Source organism: Hydrogenophaga sp. L76, from assembly GCF_057654755.1.
The window spans coordinates 334,091-356,550 of the sequence record NZ_CM172807.1 but is presented as its reverse complement, the minus strand read 5'-3'; the positions used below and the strand labels follow the sequence as shown (position 1 = coordinate 356,550).

General features: G+C 63.4%; 20 protein-coding genes and 1 tRNA gene. 6 read left to right on the top strand and 15 right to left on the bottom strand.

Going from position 1 to position 22,460, the window contains the following annotated elements; all coding sequences use genetic code 11:
• Positions 1-8: 8 nt before the first annotated feature.
• The 5 genes from AC23D4_RS01660 to AC23D4_RS01640 all read right to left on the bottom strand — a co-directional run bounded on the left by AC23D4_RS01660 (position 9) and on the right by AC23D4_RS01640 (position 5,068).
• Positions 9-146, bottom strand: coding sequence for a cbb3-type cytochrome oxidase subunit 3 (locus tag AC23D4_RS01660; protein ID WP_305362860.1), 138 nt, complete (start codon positions 144-146; stop codon positions 9-11).
• 16 nt (positions 147-162) lie between these two features.
• Positions 163-924, bottom strand: coding sequence for a cytochrome-c oxidase, cbb3-type subunit II (gene ccoO / locus AC23D4_RS01655; RefSeq protein ID WP_472889469.1), 762 nt, complete (start codon positions 922-924; stop codon positions 163-165).
• 11 nt (positions 925-935) lie between these two features.
• The gene (gene ccoN, locus AC23D4_RS01650; protein WP_305362862.1) at positions 936-2,381 is read right to left on the bottom strand and encodes a cytochrome-c oxidase, cbb3-type subunit I; all 1,446 of its coding nucleotides are present in this window, start codon (positions 2,379-2,381) and stop codon (positions 936-938) included.
• Positions 2,382-2,448: 67 nt separating this feature from the next.
• Complete coding sequence (gene ccoS, locus AC23D4_RS01645; RefSeq protein WP_177135122.1) at positions 2,449-2,586, bottom strand: cbb3-type cytochrome oxidase assembly protein CcoS; 138 nt, start codon at positions 2,584-2,586, stop codon at positions 2,449-2,451.
• A gap of 43 nt (positions 2,587-2,629) precedes the next feature.
• Positions 2,630-5,068 (bottom strand): heavy metal translocating P-type ATPase, encoded by a 2,439-nt coding sequence (locus AC23D4_RS01640; protein WP_472889468.1) that lies wholly within the window; start codon positions 5,066-5,068, stop codon positions 2,630-2,632.
• Positions 5,069-5,179: 111 nt separating this feature from the next.
• On the opposite strand from AC23D4_RS01640, the gene AC23D4_RS01635 reads away from it, so the two are divergent.
• Positions 5,180-5,623 carry a universal stress protein gene (locus AC23D4_RS01635; protein WP_177135124.1) on the top strand — a complete coding sequence of 148 codons (444 nt, stop codon included), beginning with the start codon at positions 5,180-5,182 and terminating at the stop codon, positions 5,621-5,623.
• 149 nt (positions 5,624-5,772) lie between these two features.
• Here the strand turns inward: AC23D4_RS01635 and AC23D4_RS01630 are convergent, their stop codons facing one another.
• From AC23D4_RS01630 to ilvD (AC23D4_RS01615), 4 genes are read right to left on the bottom strand one after another with little or no spacing between them, the layout of a single operon-like run.
• The gene (locus AC23D4_RS01630) at positions 5,773-7,329 is read right to left on the bottom strand and encodes a malonate--CoA ligase (RefSeq protein ID WP_472889467.1); all 1,557 of its coding nucleotides are present in this window, start codon (positions 7,327-7,329) and stop codon (positions 5,773-5,775) included.
• Between the two features lie 31 nt (positions 7,330-7,360).
• Positions 7,361-8,128, bottom strand: coding sequence for an enoyl-CoA hydratase/isomerase family protein (locus AC23D4_RS01625; protein WP_472889466.1), 768 nt, complete (start codon positions 8,126-8,128; stop codon positions 7,361-7,363).
• The gene (gene lgt / locus AC23D4_RS01620; RefSeq protein WP_472889465.1) at positions 8,125-8,943 is read right to left on the bottom strand and encodes a prolipoprotein diacylglyceryl transferase; all 819 of its coding nucleotides are present in this window, start codon (positions 8,941-8,943) and stop codon (positions 8,125-8,127) included. The genes AC23D4_RS01625 and lgt overlap by 4 nt, the downstream gene beginning before the upstream one ends.
• Before the next feature lie 46 nt (positions 8,944-8,989).
• Positions 8,990-10,849, bottom strand: a complete 1,860-nt coding sequence (gene ilvD / locus AC23D4_RS01615) for a dihydroxy-acid dehydratase (protein WP_472889464.1) — start codon at positions 10,847-10,849, stop codon at positions 8,990-8,992.
• A gap of 128 nt (positions 10,850-10,977) precedes the next feature.
• On the opposite strand from ilvD (AC23D4_RS01615), the gene ilvD (AC23D4_RS01610) reads away from it, so the two are divergent.
• Positions 10,978-12,684 carry a dihydroxy-acid dehydratase gene (gene ilvD, locus AC23D4_RS01610; protein WP_472889463.1) on the top strand — a complete coding sequence of 569 codons (1,707 nt, stop codon included), beginning with the start codon at positions 10,978-10,980 and terminating at the stop codon, positions 12,682-12,684.
• Positions 12,685-12,706: 22 nt separating this feature from the next.
• On the opposite strand, the gene AC23D4_RS01605 is transcribed toward ilvD (AC23D4_RS01610), so the two are convergent.
• Positions 12,707-12,946 (bottom strand): TIGR04438 family Trp-rich protein, encoded by a 240-nt coding sequence (locus tag AC23D4_RS01605; protein WP_472889462.1) that lies wholly within the window; start codon positions 12,944-12,946, stop codon positions 12,707-12,709.
• Positions 12,947-13,068: 122 nt separating this feature from the next.
• On the opposite strand from AC23D4_RS01605, the gene AC23D4_RS01600 reads away from it, so the two are divergent.
• Positions 13,069-13,374 carry a c-type cytochrome gene (locus tag AC23D4_RS01600; RefSeq protein WP_305360384.1) on the top strand — a complete coding sequence of 102 codons (306 nt, stop codon included), beginning with the start codon at positions 13,069-13,071 and terminating at the stop codon, positions 13,372-13,374.
• Positions 13,375-13,468: 94 nt separating this feature from the next.
• Here AC23D4_RS01600 and acs read toward each other — a convergent pair whose 3' ends face one another.
• Positions 13,469-15,463: an acetate--CoA ligase gene (gene acs / locus AC23D4_RS01595; RefSeq protein WP_305726288.1), complete on the bottom strand. Its 1,995-nt coding sequence runs from the start codon at positions 15,461-15,463 to the stop codon at positions 13,469-13,471.
• A 185-nt stretch (positions 15,464-15,648) separates the two neighbouring features.
• Here acs and AC23D4_RS01590 point away from each other — a divergent pair, with 185 nt between their 5' ends.
• Entirely contained in the window at positions 15,649-16,248 is a 600-nt protein-coding gene (locus tag AC23D4_RS01590; protein WP_305360382.1) for a TIGR00645 family protein, read from the top strand.
• A gap of 71 nt (positions 16,249-16,319) precedes the next feature.
• Here AC23D4_RS01590 and fumC read toward each other — a convergent pair whose 3' ends face one another.
• Positions 16,320-17,705, bottom strand: a complete 1,386-nt coding sequence (gene fumC / locus AC23D4_RS01585; protein WP_472889461.1) for a class II fumarate hydratase — start codon at positions 17,703-17,705, stop codon at positions 16,320-16,322.
• Positions 17,706-17,836: 131 nt separating this feature from the next.
• Here fumC and AC23D4_RS01580 point away from each other — a divergent pair, with 131 nt between their 5' ends.
• Both AC23D4_RS01580 and murI read left to right on the top strand, forming a co-directional pair.
• Entirely contained in the window at positions 17,837-19,390 is a 1,554-nt protein-coding gene (locus tag AC23D4_RS01580) for a fumarate hydratase (RefSeq protein WP_472889460.1), read from the top strand.
• Complete coding sequence (murI, locus tag AC23D4_RS01575) at positions 19,387-20,199, top strand: glutamate racemase (RefSeq protein ID WP_472889459.1); 813 nt, start codon at positions 19,387-19,389, stop codon at positions 20,197-20,199. Before AC23D4_RS01580 ends, murI begins: the two co-directional genes overlap by 4 nt.
• Before the next feature lie 32 nt (positions 20,200-20,231).
• Here murI and AC23D4_RS01570 read toward each other — a convergent pair whose 3' ends face one another.
• The 3 genes from AC23D4_RS01570 to AC23D4_RS01560 form a co-directional block, all read right to left on the bottom strand.
• Entirely contained in the window at positions 20,232-21,545 is a 1,314-nt protein-coding gene (locus tag AC23D4_RS01570; RefSeq protein ID WP_472889458.1) for an MFS transporter, read from the bottom strand.
• 84 nt (positions 21,546-21,629) lie between these two features.
• Positions 21,630-22,256 (bottom strand): DUF6806 family protein, encoded by a 627-nt coding sequence (locus AC23D4_RS01565; RefSeq protein WP_472889457.1) that lies wholly within the window; start codon positions 22,254-22,256, stop codon positions 21,630-21,632.
• Positions 22,257-22,300: 44 nt separating this feature from the next.
• A tRNA-Leu gene (locus tag AC23D4_RS01560) sits at positions 22,301-22,393 on the bottom strand.
• Positions 22,394-22,460 lie beyond the last annotated feature (67 nt).

Here is a 22,460-nt window from a genome sequence, read left to right as displayed (position 1 = left end):
GCCGCGGTTTAGTCGTCAGTGAAGGGCAGCTGGGCTGCCTCGTCAAAACCAGCCTGGTTGCGTTTGGACCAGGCCCAGACCACGATGCCCACGAAGGTCAGCAGGCTGACCACCGTGACAATGCTGCGGAGATCGTTGATGTCCATGATGGGCCTTCCGCGTTTACTGGTTGGTACCAGTCGCCGCCGCGGGAGCTGGTTCAACAACCGGCGCGGCTTCAGTCGCGGGTGCAGCAGCCTCGGTCGCTGGCGTCACATCAGCAACGGCGGGCGCTGGAGCGACTTCGGCAGCTACCGGACGGACAGCGCTGCGAGCGGTACCCAGTACCTGCAAGTAAGCGATCACGGCTTCCATCTGGGTCTTGCCCTTCACCGCATCGACCGACTGGGCGATCTCCTCATCGGAGTACGGAGCGCCCAATGTGCGGAGCACTTCCATGCGCTTGGGCATGCTGTCCGCATCCACCGATTTCTCACCCAGGAAGGCGTAGGCAGGCATGTTCGATTCAGGCACCACATCACGCGGGTTGTTCAGGTGCACACGGTGCCACTCGTCACTGTAGCGGCCCCCCACGCGATGCAGATCAGGACCCGTGCGCTTGGAGCCCCACTGGAATGGACGGTCGTACACGAACTCGCCAGCGACCGAGTAAGGGCCATAACGCAGTGTCTCGGCCTGGAAGGGGCGAATCATCTGCGAGTGGCAGTTGTAGCAACCTTCGCTGACATACACATCGCGACCGGCCAGCTGCAGTGCGCTGTAAGGTTTGAGGCCTTCGATCGGTGTGGTGGTGGACTTCTGGAAGAACAGGGGCACGATTTCAACCAGACCACCCACAGCCACCACAAGCGTGATCAACACGATCATGAGGAAGTTGTTGGTCTCGATCCGTCCGTGGCCTTCGATTTTTTCGTTGTTTGCCATGTTTTTACTCCTCAGGCGTGTGCAGGGTTGACGGCAAGGACAGGCACGTCCACAACACGGCCCTGGCGCATCGTCATGATGACGTTCCAGAGCATGACCAGCATGCCACCGAGGTACAGCAAACCACCCAGCAGACGGATCACATAGAACGGGAAGGTGGCTTTCACCGATTCGACAAAGGTGTAGGTCAGGCTGCCGTCGGGATTGACCGAGCGCCACATCAGACCTTGCATCACGCCGGCAATCCACATCGCTGCGATGTACAGCACGATGCCGATGGTGGCCACCCAGAAGTGCAGTTCAATGGCGGGCACTGAGTACATCTTCTTCTGGCCGAATAGGCGCGGGATCAGGTAGTACAGCGAACCCATGGACACCAGACCCACCCAGCCCAGCGCACCGGAGTGCACATGGCCCACGGTCCAGTCGGTGTAGTGCGACAGCGCGTTGACGGTCTTGATCGACATCATCGGGCCTTCGAAAGTGGACATGCCGTAGAACGACAGGGACACGATCAGGAAACGCAGGATGGGGTCGTCACGCAGTTTGTGCCAGGCGCCCGACAGCGTCATGATGCCGTTAATCATGCCCCCCCAGCTGGGAGCCAGCAGGATCAGGGAGAACACCATGCCAACCGATTGCGTCCAGTCTGGCAGCGCGGTGTAGTGCAGGTGGTGAGGACCTGCCCACATGTAGGTGAAGATCAGCGCCCAGAAGTGGACGATGGACAGGCGGTAGGAGTAAACCGGGCGCTCGGCCTGCTTGGGGATGAAGTAATACATCATGCCCAGGAAGGCTGCGGTCAGGAAGAAGCCCACAGCATTGTGACCGTACCACCATTGCACCATGGCGTCCTGCACACCGGCGTAGGCCGAGTAGGAGTGCGTGGCGCTGGTCGGGATGGCCAGGTTGTTGAAGATGTGCAGCAGGGCAATGGTGATGATGTAGGCACCAAAGAACCAGTTGGCCACGTAGATGTGCTTGACCTTGCGGATGCCGACCGTGCCGAAGAACACGATGGCATAGGACACCCAGACCACAGTGATCAGCAAGTCGATCGGCCAGATCAGCTCAGCGTATTCCTTGCTCTGGGTCAGACCCATGGGCAAGGTAATCACCGCCGAGACGATCACCGCATTCCAGCCCCAGAACGTCAGCCAGGCCAGCTTGTTCGAGAACAAGGCGGTGTGACAGGTTCGTTGAACCACGTAGTAGCTGGTAGCAAACAGCACCGACCCACCAAACGCAAAAATCACCGCGTTGGTGTGCAGCGGACGTAGGCGACCATAGGTCAGCCATTCAATGCCCATATTGAGCTCGGGCCAGGTCAACTGGGCCGCGATGATTACACCCACCAGCATGCCCACCACGCCGTAGATCACGGACATGACGGCAAACCCGCGGACCACACTATCGTTGTAGACCGCCGGTTGGCTGGCCTTTGTTGTCACGGACATACAGAACTCCTCAAAAATGTCACTTGGCGAGTGTCTACAGGCACCCTGCCAGCCGCCTTGACTTAAGTCAATCACCTCGGAGAATACGCTCGCCTTCTCGCTCGATGTTGTCAAATTGCCCCGCGTGGAGCGCCCACCAGAAAATGCCGATGATGGCGAAGACCAGAACCACGGAGAGCGGAACCAGCAAATACAAAACGTCCATGGTGAATACCTCTGGAAACCTCGGTTCGAAAACAAGCGCGATCTTACGCCGGCCACCCCATACCGGACTGGGTATCCGAGGATCGGACAGGAATATGGGTCGCCAGCCGCAGCGCGTTGCCAATGACCAGCAGAGAACTGCCCGCCATGCCCAACCCGGCCAGCCATGGCGGCATCCAGCCGATCAGGGCCATCGGGATGCTGACCACGTTGTAGAGCGCGGCCCATATCAGGTTCTGGCGCACAATGCGCATCGTGGACTTGGCCAGCTTCAACGTCAAGACCACATCCATGACTTCGCCGCCCTGGATCACATAGTCCGATTGGGCCTGTGCCAGGGGAGCTGCATGCCCAAGAGCAAACGAGGTGTCGGCTCGCGCCAGCACCGGTCCATCGTTCAAGCCATCACCTACCATAGCCAGGCGGTGGCCCCTGGACTGGAGGTTCACCACCTCGGCCAACTTCTGTTCCGGCGTGGCGCCGGCGATGACATGGTCCACGCCCACCGCCTGCCCGACCTGGCGCGCGGCGGCTTCACGGTCCCCGGACAGCAGCCAGGTCTGGATGCCCAATTCGCGAAGAGCGGATACGGCGGCCTGTGCGTCCTCACGCAAACCTTCCTGAAACTCGAAAGTGGCCAGCCATCCCTGGCCGTCAGCCAGATGGGCCAGAGGCGCGCCGTCCACTTCGTCGGTCGCCCCACGGTTTACGCTACAAAATGCGGCTGATCCCAGCCGCAGTGGCCCTCCGTCCAACAGTTTCGCCTGCATGCCCTGACCCGCCATCTCCTGCATGTCCGTGAAGCTGATGGGCACGTAGTCTGCACCTGCCGCATCGAACTGCGCCTGGACCAGCGCCCGTGATACGGGGTGCAGCGAGCCCTGTGCCAGCGAAGCCGCCAGCAACAGCACGTGGGCCGGATCCGCGCCGTCCCTGGTGCGCACAGCCTGAAGCTTCAACTGGTCATGGGTGAGTGTCCCTGTCTTGTCAAAGATCACTGTGTTGATCCCAGCCAGTGACTCAAAGGCCTGCAACCGGCGGACCAGAATGCCGCGACGGGCCAGCGCGCCGGCCGACGTGAGCATGGCTGCGGGCGTCGCCAGTGAGAGCGCACACGGACAGGTGACGATGAGCACCGCCACCGCCACCGCCAGCGCCTTGCTGTGATCGATCTGCCACCAGTACCAGCCAGCGAAGGCGGCCGCCAAAAGCACCATCACCAGGAACGGCGCCGCAATACGGTCGGCCAGCACCGCCAGCCGCGGCTTTTCTGTGGATGCTTTTTCCATCAGCGCCACGATTTGGGCAAACCGGGTATCGCGCCCCAGGCGCTGAACGGCCACCAGCACCGGGCCGCCCAGGTTGAAACTGCCGGCCACGACCGATTGGCCACGCGTGCGCATGACGGGGCGTGACTCACCCGTCAGCAAGGCCTCGTCGACCGTCGCGAATTCGCTGCGGACCTCACCATCACCCGGAAACGCCTGACCCGCCTGAACCCGCACCACATCGCCCACAAGCAGTCGGCGAACCGAAACCGATTCGAGGCCGCCGTCCAGCTTCAGTCGCTCACACACTTCGGGCAGACGGCTCATCAGGCTGTCGAGTGCACCCGCCGTTCGATCGCGCGCCTTGAGTTCAAGGTAGCGCCCACCCAACAGGAAAAAAACGAACATGGTCAGCGAGTCGAACCAGACCTCATGGCCCCAGGGACCGGTCGGATCAAAAGTGGCTGCCGAGCTCGCGATGAAAGTCACCAGAATGCCGATGGATACCGGTGTGTCCATCCCCACTCGGCCCCGCAGGAGGTCGCGCCAGGCGCTGCTGAAAAACGGACCACTGGCAAAAAACACCACCGGCAGGCTCAGCACCCAACTGGCCCAGCGCAGCAACTGGTCAATGTCGGGAGGGATCTCACCGGGCGCGGCCACGTAAGCTGGCCATGCGTACATCATGACCTGCATGGCGCAGAAGCCGGCGACAAAGAGGCGCCACAGCGCGCGGCGGGTTTCGCGCAGGCGTTCGCTGATCGACAAGGCCTGTTGCATCGGAAGCAGCCGGTAGCCGGTCTCGCCAACCACTTGTGCCAGGCTGGACATGCGGGTCTGGGTCGGATCCCAGCGCACCGTCAGGCGTCTTGTGGCGGCATGCACCCGGGCAAGCTGCACACCAGGCAGATCCTGCAAAGCACATTCGACCGTGTCGGCACAGGCTGCGCAGTACATGCCCTGCACCATCAACACCGACTCCGCCACCTGGCGGCCATCGATTTCGGAGAATTGGGTGAAATCCTGCTGCTCGACCGGGTCGTCCAGAACAGCGAAGTTGTCGGTGACGGTGAGGGGGCCTCGGTGCGCACCAAACAGGCTGGGAACAGCCGCGCCCTCACCCGTCTGCTCGACGCGGCCAGGGGCCGCGAGATCGCTGGGCAAGGAACGCCCAAGCGATGACCCCACCGGGGGCGCGGTGACGGCCTCGTTCATGCGCTGAGGGTAATTCAACTGGTGCTCCTGGCGCTTGATTTAAGTCAACCACTCCAGGGCGGTCTTTGTTAGCCTATTGTCTGTCCAACAACAATTTCACTGGAGAAGACCATGTACAAGCGCATCCTCGTGGCGACCGACGGTTCCAAACTGTCGCAAATGGCCGTCGAGCACGCCATCAATCTGGCCGATATCACAGGTGCCGAGGTGGTGGCACTCAAGGTGGTGCCGCGCTATCCGCAGACCTATTTTGAGGGCGGTGTGGCCCTGGCCGCGGCGGAAGTCGCCCGCATCGAAAAGCAGTGGCAGGACGAGGCCATGGAGGCGGTCAACGCCGTGAAGTCGGCGGGACAGCTCCGCGAAGTGAAGGTCAAGCCAATCACCGTGAAATCCGATCTGATTGCCGAAGCCATCATCGCTGCGGCCAAACGCAACAAATGCGACCTGATCGTGATGGCATCGCATGGTCGTCGAGGCCTCAAGCGCCTGTTGCTGGGCAGCGAGACCCAGCAGGTGCTGACGCATTCGCACACACCTGTGCTCGTGTTGAGGTAACTGGCACCTCCGCGCCACTGGGATTCCCTGCGCCGCCCTTCGGCGTCACACCCCCAGGGGCAATGCGAGCGACCCGGCCAAGCCGGCTTCGCCGCGTTCTGGCTTGATGACACGTGCTCCGGAAAAGCCACCGCAGCGCGTTTCATTTTTCAGGCGAATTCGCTCTTGTATTGCTCGCGCAGCAGGTTCTTCTGAACCTTCCCCATGGTGTTGCGGGGCAGTTCATTCACCACGAAGCAGCGCTTGGGAATCTTGAAGTTCGCCAATTGCGCCTTGAGCATGACCAGCACCTGTTCGGCGTTCAACTGGGCACCCGGTCGTGCGATCAGCACGGCCACACCCACCTCGCCAAAGTCCGGATGCGGCACGCCCACCACGGCGCTCTCGGCCACGCCCGGCAGTTCGTTGATGAAGCCTTCGATCTCGGCCGGATAGACGTTGTAGCCACCACTGATGATCAGATCCTTGCTGCGCCCGACGATGGTCACGTAGCCTTGAGCATCGATGCGCCCCACATCACCGGTCTTGAAGAAACCGTCGGCGGTGAATTCTTCGGCGGACTTCTCTGGCATGCGCCAGTAGCCCTTGAAGACGTTGGGTCCGCGCACCTGAATGCCACCGACCTTACCCACGGGTACCGGCTCACCCGCATCGTCCACCACCCGCAGCTCCACCCCGGGCAACGGAAACCCCACCGTGCCGCCGCGCCGCTCGATCTGCCCGCCGTGGCGCGCGTCAGCCGCGCAAGGGTTGGACGTCAGCATGACGGTTTCGCTCATGCCGTAGCGTTCCAGGATGGTATGCCCGGTGCGGGCCTGCCAGGTGTTGAAGGTTTCGATCAACAGCGGTGCCGAACCGGAGATGAACAGGCGCATGTGACCAGCCTGCTCGGGCGTGAGGCCGGGTTCGGCGAGCATGCGCACGTAGAGAGTGGGCACGCCCATGAACACCGTCGCTCGCGGCAGCAGCGACACCACGCTGGGTGCGTCGAATTTGTTGAGCCACAGCATCGGGCTGCCGTTGATGAGCGCGCCATGGATGGCGACAAACAGACCATGCACATGGAAGATCGGCAAGGCGTGGATCAGCACGTCATCCGGCTGCCAGCACCAGTGGTCGCGCAGCACCAGCGCATTGCTGAGCATGTTGCCGTGGCTGAGCATGGCGCCCTTGCTGCGACCGGTGGTGCCACTGGTGTAGATGATCACGGCCAGGTCGTCGGCGGCGCTGGTGGCCGGCGTGTGCTGGTCGCTGTGATGAGCGGCGCGTTCGAGCAAACTGCCTGTACGATCATCGCTCAAGGTGAAGACGTGGCGCGTGCCGGCCGTGAAGGCGATTTTGGACACCCAACCGTGGTTGCGCGGGCTGCACACGAACACAGCGGGTTCGGCGTTGGCCACGAAGTACGCGATCTCCGCGCTCTGGTAAGCCGTGTTGAGCGGCAGAAAGACAAAACCCGAGCGCAGCGTGGCCAGGTAAAGCACCATCGCCTCCACCGATTTTTCCACCTGCACCGCGATGCGTGCGCCCGGAGGCAGATCGAGCGAGGCCAACAGATTGGCCACCATGGCGGATGCGCGGTCGAGGTCGCGCCATGTGTAGCTCAAGCCGGTGCCGCCACCGGGCTCAATGTCTTCGACCGCGACCTGATCCAGATCGGTGGGAAACGCCGCACGCAAGGCGGCATACAGGTTGTGGTTGTTCATGGACGGCACAACAGGATGAAGCACAGACGGATCAGAAGACCGGTGGCCGCTTGGCCAGGAAGGCTGTGATGCCCTCGCGGTGTTCGGCGCTGTCGGCGTAAGCGTAGGCGTCGGCCAAGACTCCGTCGTCCAGTGGCGCCGTCGCCAGGCGCCGCAGCGTCTGCTTGTTCAGACGCGCGGCCTGCGGGGCCAGCGTGGTCAGGCGTTGCGCGCGCACCTGGGCATCCAGCTCCACATCGGCACCGGGCAACACGGCGCGCAGAAAACCGCTGGCCATCATCTCGTCGGCACTGAAGACCATGGCCTCCAGCAACATCGAACGCGCAACTGGCAGGCCGACCTCACACGCCACCAGTTGCGCCTCCCGTGGTGCCATCGGAAATCCGAGTCGCGCAATGGGCGCGCCAAAACGGGCGTCCTGTCCTGCGATGCGGATATCACAGCAACATGCAATCTCGACACCGGCTCCCATGCAATTGCCTTCGATCTGCGCCAGGATGGGCAGGTCACACGCCAGCATGGCCGCCAGCCCGCCCCAGACATCCTGCTCGTGAAAAGCGCGCAGGGTGGCTTCGTCAAAACGAAAATCCGGGTACTCGGCGATGTCGCCTCCCGCACAGAAGTGACCACCCTCCCCGCTCACGATCACGCAGCGCAGATCGGTGCGTAGCTGCAGGTGGTCGAAAACCGTCTTCAACTCACGCCACATCGCGCGCGACATCGCGTTGAACTTGCCAGGATGCGACAGGGTGACCCGGGCCACTGGCCCCTGGCTCAACAACTGAACCGTCCCGCTCATGCCCGAGCTCCCGGGCTGCGCTGTCCATACCACCACCACATCCCCGCGCCAGCCACGATCATGGGCACACACAGCCATTGGCCCATGCTCATCCCGAGCGAGAGCAGTCCCAGATGGGCATCAGGTTCACGGAAGAACTCGGCAATGAAGCGGAACACGCCGTAGCCAAACAGGAAGACCGAGGAAACCTGACCCGTGGCGCGCGGTTTGCGCGCGTACAGCCACAGCAACACGAAGAGCACCACACCCTCCATGAGGAACTGGTAGACCTGCGAAGGATGGCGCGGCAGGTCGCCCGCGCCACGGAACACCATGCCCCAGGGCAACGACGGGTCGGCGACACGCCCCCACAACTCGCCGTTGATGAAGTTGCCCAAGCGCCCTGCGGCCAGACCGGTGGGCACGCAAGGCGCCACAAAGTCCATCACCTGCATGAAGGGTCGATGGCGACTGCGTGCGTACCAGACCATGGCGGCCATCACACCCAGCATGCCGCCATGAAAACTCATGCCGCCTTGCCAGACCGCAAAGATTTCCAGCGGATGCGACAGGTAGTACGCGGGCTTGTAGAACAGGCAATAGCCGATGCGCCCACCAAGCACCACGCCCATCACACCGAGAAACAGGATGTCCTCGGTGTCGCGACGGGTCCAGGGCTGGGGCACCCGGATCGACGCGAAAGGCTCGTGCTTCAGGCGCGCATAGGCCAGCAACATGAACAGGCCAAAAGCGGCCAGGTACGTCAGCCCATACCAGTGAATGGCCAGCGGGCCCAACTGCAGGGCGACGGGATCAATTTGGGGATGAATCAGCATGGCTTGCGATTGTGCACGCAAGCCATGACCGCCCGTCACAGGAGGATCAGTCGCCGAGCAGGGACAGGTCGCGCACCGCGCCCTTGTCGGCCGAGGTGGCCAGCAGTGCATAGGCTTTGAGCGCGGCCGACACCTTGCGTGGGCGCGGCAGCGTGGGCTTCCAGCCCTTGGCGTCTTGCTCGGCGCGGCGCGTGGCCAGTTCCTCGTCGCTCACCAGCAGGTTGATGCTTCGGTTGGGGATGTCGATGCGGATCCTGTCGCCGTTGCGCACCAGACCGATCGCGCCGCCCGCCGCGGCTTCGGGCGAGCAGTGACCAATGGACAGGCCCGAGGTGCCGCCCGAGAAGCGGCCGTCGGTCAACAGCGCGCAGGCTTTGCCCAGGCCCTTGGACTTGATGTAGCTGGTCGGGTAGAGCATCTCCTGCATGCCGGGGCCACCCTTGGGGCCTTCGTAGCGCACGATCACCACATCGCCCGCCTTCACGTGGTCGGCCAGAATCTCGGCCACAGCCTCGTCCTGCGATTCGGTCACAAAGGCAGCGCCTTCGAACACCAGAATCGATTCGTCCACGCCGGCGGTCTTGACCACGCAGCCATCCACGGCGATGTTGCCATGCAACACCGCCAGACCGCCTTCTTGCGAAAAAGCATGCTCGCCCGAGCGGATGCAGCCTTCGGCGCGGTCCACGTCCAGGCTGGGCCAGCGGGTGTTTTGGCTGAAGGCCACCTGCGTGGGGATGCCGGCCGGGCCGGCCATGTAGAAGGTCTTGACCTCGTCCGATGGGCAACGCGCGATGTCCCAGGCATCCAGCGCGTCTTTCATGGTCTTGCTGTGAATGGTGGGCACATCGGTGTGCAGCTTGCCGGCGCGGTCCAGCTCACCCAGGATCGCCATGATGCCGCCCGCGCGGTGCACGTCTTCGATGTGGTACTTGTTGGTGTTGGGCGCCACCTTGCACAGCTGCGGCACCGATCGCGACAGGCGGTCGATGTCCTGCATCGTGAAGTCGATGCCAGCTTCTTGCGCGATCGCCAGCAGGTGCAGGATGGTGTTGGTCGAGCCACCCATGGCGATGTCCAGCGTGATCGCGTTCTCGAAGGCCTTGAAGCCCATGGAGCGCGGCAGCACCGATGTGTCGTCCTGCTCGTAGTAACGCTCACACAGCTCCACCGCCAGGCGACCGGCGCGCTTGAAGAGCTGCTCGCGATCGGCGTGTGTGGCCACCACCGTGCCGTTACCCGGCAGCGAGAGGCCCAGCGATTCGGTCAGACAGTTCATCGAGTTGGCGGTGAACATGCCCGAGCAGGAACCGCAGGTCGGGCAGGCCGAACGCTCGACTTCGGCCAGATCAGCGTCGCTCACCTTGTCATCCACCGCCATCACCATGGCATCGACCAGGTCGAGCTTCTTGAACTCCATCACCTGCGTTTGCGGATTGGCCAGTCGCACCTTGCCGGCTTCCATCGGTCCACCGGAGACAAACACCACCGGGATGTTCAGGCGCATCGCGGCCATCAACATCCCGGGCGTGATCTTGTCGCAGTTGGAGATGCAGACCAGCGCATCGGCGCAATGGGCATTGACCATGTATTCCACCGAGTCGGCGATCAGGTCGCGGCTGGGCAGCGAATAGAGCATGCCGTCGTGGCCCATGGCGATGCCATCGTCGACAGCGATGGTGTTGAACTCCTTGGCCACACCGCCCGCGGCTTCAATTTCACGCGCCACCAGTTGACCCAGGTCCTTCAGGTGCACATGGCCGGGCACGAACTGGGTGAAGGAGTTGGCGACCGCGATGATGGGTTTGCTGAAATCGCCGTCCTTCATGCCGGTGGCACGCCAGAGCGAGCGGGCACCGGCCATGTTGCGGCCGGCGGTGGAGGTCTTGGAGCGGTAAGCGGGCATGGTGAGGTCTTTGTCTGGGCGGATCTGGTGGGCAAAAAACGCAGCCGTGGATTATCTCCCACACATCGGAGGTGATTGCCGTCGGCGCTATAAGCACGAGAGAACACCACAACACCACCGGAGACCCCATGGCCGACCACACCGTCATTCCCATCCACCCGATGAACCCGCGCAGCCGCAACATCACCCAGGGCAAATCGCGTGCGCCCAACCGCTCCATGTACTACGCCATGGGTTACGAAGAGGCCGATTTCGTCAAGCCCATGGTGGGCGTGGCCAATGGCCACAGCACCATCACCCCGTGCAACTCGGGTCTGCAGAAACTGGCCGACGCGGCCATCGCCGGCATCGAGGAAGCCGGTGGCAACGCCCAGGTGTTTGGTACACCCACCATCTCCGACGGCATGGCCATGGGCACCGAGGGCATGAAGTACTCGCTGGTGAGCCGCGAGGTGATTGCCGACTGCATCGAGACCTGTGTGCAGGGGCAGTGGATGGATGGCGTGCTCGTGATCGGTGGCTGCGACAAGAACATGCCTGGTGGCCTCATGGGCATGCTGCGCGCCAACGTGCCGGCCATCTACGTGTACGGCGGCACCATCCTGCCCGGGCGCTACAAAGACCAGGATCTGAACATCGTGAGCGTTTTTGAAGCGGTGGGCCAGAACGCGGCCGGCAACATGAGCGACGCCGAGTTGCGCGAGATCGAGATGCGGGCGATCCCGGGAACGGGCTCCTGCGGTGGCATGTACACCGCCAACACCATGAGCTCCGCCTTCGAGGCGCTGGGCATCTCCCTGCCCTACTCCAGCACCATGGCCAATCCGCACGACGAGAAAACCAACTCGGCCCGCGAATCAGCCAAGGTGCTGATCGAGGCGATCCGGAAAGACATCAAGCCGCGCGACATCGTCACCCGCAAGAGCATCGAAAACGCGGTCGCGGTGATCATGGCCACAGGCGGCTCCACCAACGCCGTGCTGCATTTTCTCGCCATCGCACACGCTGCCGGCGTCGAATGGAACATCGACGACTTCGAGCGCGTGCGCGTGAAAACACCAGTGCTCTGTGACCTCAAGCCCAGCGGCCACTACCTGGCGGTCGACCTGCACCGCGCCGGCGGCATCCCGCAAGTGATGAAGATGCTGCTGAACGCCGGCCTGCTGCACGGCGACTGCCTCACCGTCACCGGCCAGACCATCGCCGAGATGTTGCAGGCGGTGCCCGACGCGCCGAGCGCCGACCAGGATGTGATCCGTCCCATCGACCGTCCCATGTACGCCCAGGGTCACCTGGCCATCCTCAAAGGCAACCTGTCACCCGAGGGCTGCGTGGCCAAGATCACAGGGCTGAAGAACCCCGTGATGACCGGCCCGGCGCGGGTGTTCGACGACGAGCAATCGGCGCTGCAGGCCATCCTGGATGGCCGGATCAAAGCCGGTGATGTGATGGTGCTGCGCTACCTCGGCCCCAAAGGCGGACCGGGCATGCCCGAGATGCTGGCGCCCACCGGTGCGCTGATCGGTGCCGGGCTGGGAGAGAGCGTCGGCCTGATCACCGATGGCCGCTTCTCGGGCGGCACCTGGGGCATGGTGGTGGGCCACGTGGCGCCCGAGGCCGCTGCCGGCGGCACGATTGCCCTGGTGCACGAGGGGGACAGCATCACCATCGACGCCCATGCTCTCAAGTTGGAGCTCAACGTGGCCGCAGATGAAATTGCCCGCCGTCGGGCCAACTGGACCGCTCCCGTGCCCCGCTATACGCGTGGCGTACAGGCCAAGTTTGCGTTCAACGCCGCCAGCGCGAGCCGGGGCGCCGTGCTCGACAACTATTGAGTTGCGAGGACCCCGGCGCAGGTCAGCGGCGCTTGCTCTTCATGCCCAGCGCCTGGCGCTGCCGTTCGATGCGGTCCTGCTTTTTCTGGTCCATCTTCTCCATTTCCTTGCGCTTGGTGTAGCCCGTGCTGTCAGCCCAGGCCCACCAGGCGACAGCCATGGCGAAAGGCGACAACACCCACCACCAGGAAAGCTCGGCGACGAATCCAATCTCGAAATACTTCAGTAGCATCAGGCCGACGCCCGCGATCAGCAAATACATCACACCCTCCAGTAAAGGTCCGATAAAGCCCGGCAAGAAACTGTAAGCGAGCGTATCCGGGCCGTCCCACTGGGTAAAATCCAGCCTGTGAGTTTTTCACGTTCACCCACTAGGACAACACCATGAAACGCGCTCTCCTGATTATGGCCGCTGTGGCCGCCATCTCCGCTCCCGCCATGGCCGACGAGGCCTTGGCCAAGAGCAAGAACTGCATGGCCTGCCATGCGGTGGACAAGAAACTGGTTGGTCCGGCCTACAAGGAAGTGGCCAAGAAGTACGCCGGCAATGCCAAGGCCGCCGACATGCTGGCCGAAAAGATCGTCAAGGGTGGTTCTGGCGTCTGGGGTGCGATTCCCATGCCCGCCAACCCGCAAGTAAACGCTGCCGACGCCAAGAAGCTGGCAGCATGGGTGATGAGCCAGCAGTAAACCGCTTCTCGCTTCCGCAACAAAAAACCCGCTGGTCTCCAGCGGGTTTTTTGTTGCCTGGTTCCTGGAAACTAAAGGCACCAGGAACTTAAGATCAGTTGTTTTCCGACAACTGATCCAGGATGGCCGGGTTCTCCAGCGTGGAGGTATCCTGGGTGATGGCTTCGCCCTTGGCGATCGAGCGCAGCAGGCGGCGCATGATCTTGCCCGAGCGGGTCTTGGGCAGGTTGTCACCGAAGCGGATGTCCTTGGGCTTGGCAATCGGGCCGATCTCCTTGCCCACCCAGTCGCGCAACACCTTGGCAATCGCCTTCGCCTCGTCGCCGGTGGGGCGTGAGCGCTTGAGCACGACGAAGGCCACAATGGCTTCGCCGGTCAGGTCGTCCGGGCGGCCCACCACGGCGGCTTCAGCCACCAGGTCGGTCTTGCCGACCAGGGCCGATTCGATTTCCATCGTGCCCATGCGGTGGCCCGACACGTTCAACACGTCATCGATCCGGCCGGTGATGCGGAAATAGCCGCGGTCAGGACTGCGCACCGCGCCGTCACCGGCAAGGTAGTAGCCCTTGAGTTCCTCGGGGAAGTAGCTCTTCTTGAAACGCTCGGGGTCGCCCCAGATGGTGCGGATCATCGAAGGCCAGGGCCGCTTGACCACCAGAATGCCACCCGCACCATTGGGCACGTCCATGCCGGCTTCGTCGACGATGGCGGCGGTGATGCCAGGCAACGGCAGCGTGCACGAACCCGGCACCAGTGGCGTGGCACCCGGCAGCGGCGTGATCATGTGGCCACCGGTTTCGGTCTGCCAGAAGGTATCCACGATCGGGCAACGCTCGCCGCCGATGTGTTTGTAGTACCACATCCAGGCCTCGGGGTTGATGGGCTCACCCACCGAACCCAGGATGCGCAGGCTGCTCAGGTCGGAGCGCGCAGGATGCACCTTTTCGTCACCCTCGGCCGCCTTGATCAACGAACGGATCGCGGTCGGGGCGGTGTAGAAGATGGTGCACTTGTGGCGCTCGATCATCTGCCAGAAACGGCCGGCGTTCGGGTAGGTGGGCACACCTTCGAACACGATCTGGGTTGCGCCAGCGGCCAGAGGGCCATAGGCCACGTAGGTGTGGCCAGTGATCCAGCCGATGTCGGCCGTGCACCAGAAGATGTCGCTGTCCTTCAGGTCGAAGGTCCAGTTCATGGTCAGGTTGGCCCACAGCAGGTAACCGCCGGTGCTGTGCTGCACGCCCTTGGGCGTGCCGGTGGAGCCTGAGGTGTAGAGCACGAACAGCGGGTGCTCGGCACCCACCATGACAGCCGGGCAGTCGGTGGACTCGGCCGCCATCACCTCGTGCATGAAGCTGTCGCGACCGGCCACCATGTTGCAGGCGGTGGGCGTGCGCTGGAAAACGATCACGTCCTTGACGCACTCGCAGCCGCCCATGGCAATGCCTTCGTCCACGATGGACTTGAGCGGCAGCTCCTTGCCACCGCGCAGCTGGTAGTTGGCGGTGATCACCGCCACAGCGCTGGCGTTTTGAATCCGTTCCTGCAGGGCCTTGGCGGAGAAGCCGCCGAACACCACGCTGTGCGTCGCGCCGATGCGGGCACAGGCCTGCATGGCCACCACGCCTTCGATCGTCATGGGCATGTAGATGACGACGCGGTCACCCTTCTTCACACCCCTGGCCTTGAGCGCGTTGGCAAACTGGGACACCTTGGCCAGCAACTCCTTGTAGGTCACCTTGGTCACTTCACCGCCATCGGCTTCGAAAATGATCGCCGTCTTGTTCTCCACCGGCGTGCCCATGTGGCGGTCGAGGCAGTTGTAAGAGGCGTTCAGTTCGCCGTCTTCGAACCACGTGTAAAACGGCGCATTCGACTCGTCCAGCGTCTTGGTGAAGGGCTTGCTCCAGGTCAGTGTTTCGCGCGCGAGCCTGGCCCAGAAACCTTCGAAATCATTTTCGGCCTCGGCGCAGAGGGCGTTGTAGGCGTCCATGCCCGAAATGCGCGCCGCCTTGCGGGTGGCCTCGGTGGGTTCAAAAACACGGTTTTCGACCAGGGTGGATTCAATCGACGACGAAGGCGCGGACATGGGCAGTCTCCTCAGGTGTTGTGGGAACAGGTAACACATGAATGTGCGCAAAGGCTCTTACGAGCCACTTACATGGACGCGACGGCCCCCAGCGCGCACCACGCCGCCACTCTACAATGCCGCCAAAGCCCTGAGGCTCGAACGCCTTCTTCTGTACGTTCGCTTCCGGCAAAACACCCATTTCCATGACCGCTCCCGTCAAAACACCCGTCGCCATCCGCTCCCTGCCCAACCTGATTTTTGCCAGCCGCTGGCTGCAGTTGCCGCTGTATCTTGGCCTGATCCTGGCTCAGGCCATCTACGTTTTCCATTTCTGGGTGGAGCTGGTTCACCTGATCGAGGCGGCCTTTGGGAGCAAGGATGCGCTGGCCGCGCTGGTTCACAGCATCGGCTACAAGGAATCGGCCGATGTCACCTCGCTCAACGAAACCATCATCATGCTGGTGGTGCTGGCGCTGATCGACGTGGTCATGATCTCGAACCTGCTGATCATGGTGATCGTGGGTGGCTACGAAACCTTCGTGAGCCGCATGAACCTGGAGAGCCACCCGGACCAGCCCGAGTGGCTGAGCCATGTGAACGCTTCGGTGCTGAAGGTCAAGCTGGCCACCGCCATCATCGGCATCAGCTCCATCCACCTGCTCAAGACCTTCATCAACGCGGCCAACTACGATGAAAAGGTGCTCATGTGGCAGACCATCATTCATGTGGTGTTCCTGCTCAGCGCCATGGCCATCGCCATGACCGACCGCCTGATGGTGCATCCAGCGACCAACACCCACTGATCGCCCGGACTCGCACAGGATGAAAAGCGGCCACCCGGCCGCTTTTTTTTCATTCTGCGTCCTGGGCAGCATCAACGCCCGGTCATGTCGCCCGGCACCACCCACCGATCAAACTGCTCGGCGCTCACGTGACCTGACGCCAGTGCAGCCTCTCTGAGGGTCATACCTTCCCGGTGCGCTTTTTTCGCAATCTCGGCGGCACGGTCGTAGCCGATGTGAGGGTTCAGCGCGGTCACCAGCATCAGCGACTGCTCCAGCATTTCAGCGATGCGCTCGCGGTTGGGTTCGATGCCGGCCGCGCAGTGCTCATGGAAGCTCGCCATGCCATCGGCCAGCAGGCGCACGCTCTGCAGAAAGTTGTGGGCCACCATCGGACGGAACACATTGAGTTCGAAATTGCCCGACGAACCACCCATGTTGATGGCCACGTCATTGCCCATGACCTGGCAACACAACATGGTGAGCGCCTCGCACTGCGTCGGGTTGACCTTGCCCGGCATGATGGACGAGCCCGGTTCGTTTTCGGGAATGGACAGTTCGCCCAGTCCGCTGCGTGGACCACTGGCGAGCCAGCGCACATCGTTGGCGATTTTCATCAGACTCGCTGCCAGCCCTTTCAAAGCACCATGGGCGTGCACCAGCGCATCGCAGCTGGCCAGCGCTTCAAATTTGTTGGGTGCGCTCACCAGCGGCAGGCCGGTGTACCGGGCCAGCTCGGCGGCCACCTGCTCGGCGAAGCCCGCTGGCGCGTTGAGCCCGGTACCCACCGCCGTACCGCCGAGCGCGAGTTCGCACAGGTGCGGCAGCGCGGCACGCACATGGTGCTCGGCATGCGACAGCTGCGCCGCCCAGCCCGATATCTCCTGCCCCAGCGTCAGCGGTGTGGCGTCCTGAAGGTGGGTGCGGCCGATCTTCACGATACCGTCAAAGTCCGTCGACTTGGCGGTCAGCGTGTCTCGCAGCGCGATCAGCGCCGGCAGCAATCGGTGGGTGAGTCCGTCCACCGCCGCCAGGTGCATGGCGGTGGGAAACACGTCGTTGGACGACTGGCTGCGGTTGACGTCGTCGTTCGGGTGCACCAGTCGCCCCTCGCCACGCGTGCCGCCCAACAGCTCGCTGGCGCGGTTGGCCAGCACCTCGTTGACGTTCATGTTGGTCTGCGTGCCTGAACCGGTCTGCCAGATCACCAGCGGAAATTCGGCATCCCACCGCCCACTGATCACCTCTTCGGCCGCGGCCTCAATGGCTCGCGCATTGTCGGGCGCCAGACCGGCAAGGCTCTGGTTCACCACGGCACAGGCCCGCTTGGCCCGGACCAGCGCACGGATCAGCTCACGCGGCATCCGCTCGCCAGAAATGTCAAAGTGCTGCAGGGAACGCTGGGTTTGCGCACCCCACAGGTGGTCCGCGGGCACCTCGATCGGTCCCATGCTGTCGTGTTCGGTACGGGTATCCATGGCGGGCCTCCAGTCGTCAGCCGGTGAAAGGCTAGTCCTGTCAAAATAGCAGGCTGATCCCACCGTAGCAGACCTTGCGCCGCGCCACCAGTGCAGCACCCGTTGTCCACGTCAATCACACAGCCCACGCCATGACCACGAGCATCCGCCAGAACGACCTGATCGAATCCGTCGCCGCCGCCCTGCAGTACATCAGCTACTACCACCCGGCCGACTACATCGCCCACCTGGCCCGCGCCTACGAACGCGAGCAGAGCGCCGCCGCCAAGGACGCCATCGCGCAGATCCTGACCAACAGCAAGATGAGCGCCACCGGCCACCGCCCGATCTGTCAGGACACCGGCATCGTCAACGTGTTCCTCAAGGTGGGCATGGACGTGCGCTGGGACGGTTTCAGCGGCAGCCTGGACGATGCCATCAACGAGGGCGTGCGGCGCGGCTACAACCACCCCGACAACACGCTGCGCGCCAGCGTGGTGGCCGATCCGCAGTTCGACCGCAAGAACACCAAGGACAACACCCCGGCCGTGATCTTCACCGAGATCGTGCCGGGCAATACGGTGGAAGTGACCGTGGCCGCCAAGGGCGGTGGCTCGGAGAACAAATCCAAGATGGTCATGCTCAACCCGGGCGACAACGTGGTCGAATGGGTGCTCAAGACCGTGCCGACCATGGGCGCCGGCTGGTGCCCGCCGGGCATGCTGGGCATCGGCATCGGCGGCACTGCTGAAAAAGCCGTTCTGATGGCCAAGGAAAGCCTGATGGACGACCTGGACATGTACGAGCTGCAGGCCAAGGCGTCCAATGGCGAAAAGCTCAGCAAGGTCGAAGAAATGCGCCTGGAGCTGTTTGACAAGGTCAATGCCCTGGGCATCGGCGCGCAGGGCCTCGGTGGCCTCACCACCGTGCTCGACGTCAAGATCAAGATGTACCCCACGCACGCGGCCAGCAAGCCCGTGGCCATGATCCCCAACTGCGCCGCCACGCGCCACGCGCACTTCGTGCTCGATGGCAGTGGCCCGGTCTACATCGACCCGCCGAGCCTGGACCTCTGGCCCGACGTGGCCTGGACGCCCGACTACGTGAAGAGCAAAAAGGTGGACCTCAACGCCCTCACCGCCGCCGAAGTGGCGAGCTGGAAGCCCGGCGACACCCTGCTGCTCAACGGCAAGATGCTGACCGGCCGCGACGCCGCGCACAAGCGCATCCAGGACATGCTGGCCAAGGGCGAGCAGCTGCCGGTGGACTTCACCAACCGCGTCATCTACTACGTCGGCCCGGTCGATCCGGTCAAGGGCGAGGCCGTCGGCCCCGCCGGTCCGACAACCGCCACCCGCATGGACGGCTTCACCGAGATGATGCTCGCGCAAACCGGCCTGATCGCCATGGTCGGCAAGGCCGAACGTGGCCCGGTCGCCATCGAAGCCATCAAGAAGCACAAATCGGCCTACCTCATGGCCGTGGGCGGTGCCGCCTACCTCGTCTCCAAAGCCATCAAGACCGCCAAGGTCGTGGGCTTTGCCGACCTCGGCATGGAAGCCATCTACGAGTTCGACGTGGTCGACATGCCCGTGACCGTGGCGGTGGATGCGGGCGGCACCAGCGCCCACATCACCGGCCCGGCAGAGTGGAGCAAGCGCATCGCCTCGGGCGAGTTCAAAGGCATCGCGGTGGCCGCCGCTTGAAAACCATCGGGGTTTTTGACAGTGGTCTGGGCGGCCTGAGCGTGCTGCGCGCCCTGCTGCTCGAAATGCCGGAAGCCCGCTACGTGTACCTGGCCGACGGGGCCTACACCCCCTACGGCGGGCGCAGCGCAGCGCAGGTGACCGAGCGCGCGCATCGCATCACACAATGCCTGCGCCAGGACTCAGCGGTCGACGCGCTGGTGGTGGCCTGCAACACCGCCACCGCCATGGCCATTGAATCCCTGCGCCAGGAGCACCCGGACTGGCCCATCGTGGGCGTGGAACCGGCACTCAAGCCCGCGGCCGCACTCAGCCGGAGCGGACACATCGGCGTGCTCGCCACGCGCGGTACGGTCGAGAGTGAGCGCTTCGCCCGCCTGCGCACCCGTGTCGAGTCCGAATCCAGCCGCCCGCTGCATTTCACAACCCAAGCCTGCGAAGGCCTGGTCGACGCCATCGAGCACGGCGACGAAGCCAGGACACGCGCCCTGTGTGCACGCTATCTGGACGCCTTGCGCGCCAGCGCCAAAACCTCGGCACCCATGGACACCCTGGTGCTGGGCTGCACGCACTACCCGTTCGCAGCCGACATCCTGCAGACGCTGTCTGGGCCTGCCGTGCGCCTGGTTGAAACCGGCGCTCCGGTGGCACGCCGCACGCGGGCGGTGCTGGGGCTTCCCGAGGCCAACGCAGTGGTGTGCGGCACGCCGCACATCACGCTGTTGTCCACAGGTGACCCGACACCGCTGGCGCAAGCGTCGGCCCGCTGGCTCGGCACAACCGTTGGCGCCATACATGTGGACTTTTGATCAGGAGCACAAACCGCTCCGCGACGCAGGCTTCAGCCGCTCGCCACGCCAGGACCCGACAAGGCGGCCCGACGCCCCCGCTCCATGTTCACCGGCAACAGCAAGACGAGCCCGAGCAAAAACAGCAGCGCCGTGAACCCAATGGCCAGCCGCTGGTTGCCCCCGGTGGCCCAGGTGATGGCCCCATAGCTCAACGGCCCGATGATGCTCGCCAGCCGAGTTGCAAAGGTCCAGAGGCCGTAGAACTCAGCCAACTGCTTCGGGGGCGCCAGCATGCCCGCCATGGCGCGACCGGACGACTGGCTGGAACCCATGCATAAACCCGCGATCGCCGCGGCGTACCAGAAGCCCCCTTTGGTGGTGGTGAGTGCGGCGATGATGCAAGTTGCGATCCAGCCGACCAGGGTGATGCCCAGCGCGAGCTTGTGACCCAGCCGGTCCTGCCAGTAGCCAAAGGCAAACGCGCCCAATGCCGCAGCAATGTTGAGCACAAAAATCAGCACCATGGTTTCCTGCTGAACAAACCCGATCACCTGTTCGGCGTAGATGGCCGCCAGCGTGATGGTCACGGTCACGCCGCCCTGGTACGCCGCCGCGCAGGCCAGCAGCCACATGAAATCGCGGTAGCGCCGGGCGTCGCGGTAGGTCGCATGCAGGCGGCTCAATGAAGCCTTCAGTCCGCCTTCAGCCGACCGAGCCTGAGGTTTGGCCCGTTCCTTCAGCAGCTTGAAAGTGACCAGCGCCGCGAGCGCAAAGATCCCGGCGGTGATCCACATGGTCACGGGCACGAACTGGGCAGCCGTCTGCCCCTGCCCTTGAGCCCGGATCACGTACACCAGACTCAGGCCGAGCGCCAGCATGCCGCCGAAGTAACCAAAGCTCCAGCCCCAGCCGCTGACCCGGCCCATGGCTGCCGGACGTGCGAGTTCGGGCAGGAACGCGGCAATCAGGGACTCACCCCAGGCGAAGCAGACATTGGAAACAATGATCAACAGCACCGCCAGTGCCACCATCCCGGGTCCGACAAAAGCCAGTGCGGCCGTCGCCAGCACGCAGCCCAAGGTGGTGAACAGCAGCAGCCGCTTCTTGGCACCAAAGCGGTCAGCCCAGGCCCCCATGGCGGGCATGGTCACCATCACGATGGCATGCGACACGCTGAGTGCGAGCGTCCAGGCGAACGTGGCCCAGACAGCGCCCCCGGCCACGGCGCCGACAAAATAGGCCGCAAACACCGCCGTCAGCACCACGGTGGTGTAGCCCGAGTTGGCGAAGTCGTACATGGCCCAGCCGAACACTTCGCGCCTGCGCACGCCGGGGTTCAGGGCTTCGGTGGAAAACAGCGCCATCAGGGTCTCACGGATTCACGCCGCGCCGATGACTCAAGGCCGGTGCCTGCGCTCAGCGCAGACCGCCGTTCCATCAGGCATGTGTCAGTGCAAATGGCGTGGCTTGCGCCCACCGCCGTGACCCGAGGATCCACCACCATGCCCTCGGGGCGGGCGGCCCAGCTGCATGGAGTTGACGAGGGCGTCAAAGCGCTGCGAGAACAGCTTGTCGATCGAGCCAACCACATCACCCAGCTCGGCCGCGTCAAAGTGCCGCTCCATGATGTGCACCACATCCTGCACCAGCAGGTCGCGCTGCACCTGCATGATGGCCGCGGGCGTGGGGCCAACAAAACACATCATGAAGTCGTCGCGCGCCTCCTCTTCGGAGGTCTCGTCTTCTTCATCGAACTCGGTGTCGTAGAAAGACACTTCGAGCGGCGCACCGGCCGATGCGATGTCGTTCAGGCCCATGCAGGCTTCTTCGATCACCTGACGAAAATCCTCATCGCCCGGCACCGTCCAGCACATCTGCAAGACGTGAGCTTCGGCGTCAAAGCGGATGCCCGGCTCGTCCTCGTAGCTGCTCTCGGCCGCTGCCGCCAGTGAGCGGGCACCGGCATACTGCCAGAGTGGCTTGAGCGCATCCTGAATCTGGCCATAAGCCACATCCTCGCGCAACGGCACATCGCCATGCACGTGGATTTCAAAGGGTGCGTTGTATCGGGTCATGAAAACTCACTGTACCGGTGAAACCGGAAAAAGCCTAGGGGATGTGGTGCCTCGAACCGGGGTCGAACCGGTACGCCCCCTCTCGGGAAAGCGGCGGATTTTAAGTCCGCTGTGTCTACCAATTTCACCATCGAGGCCAGCCTGTCATTGTCGCAGGTTCGCCAACAGCGCCGCCTCATGGACAGACGCCTGACGAACACTGCG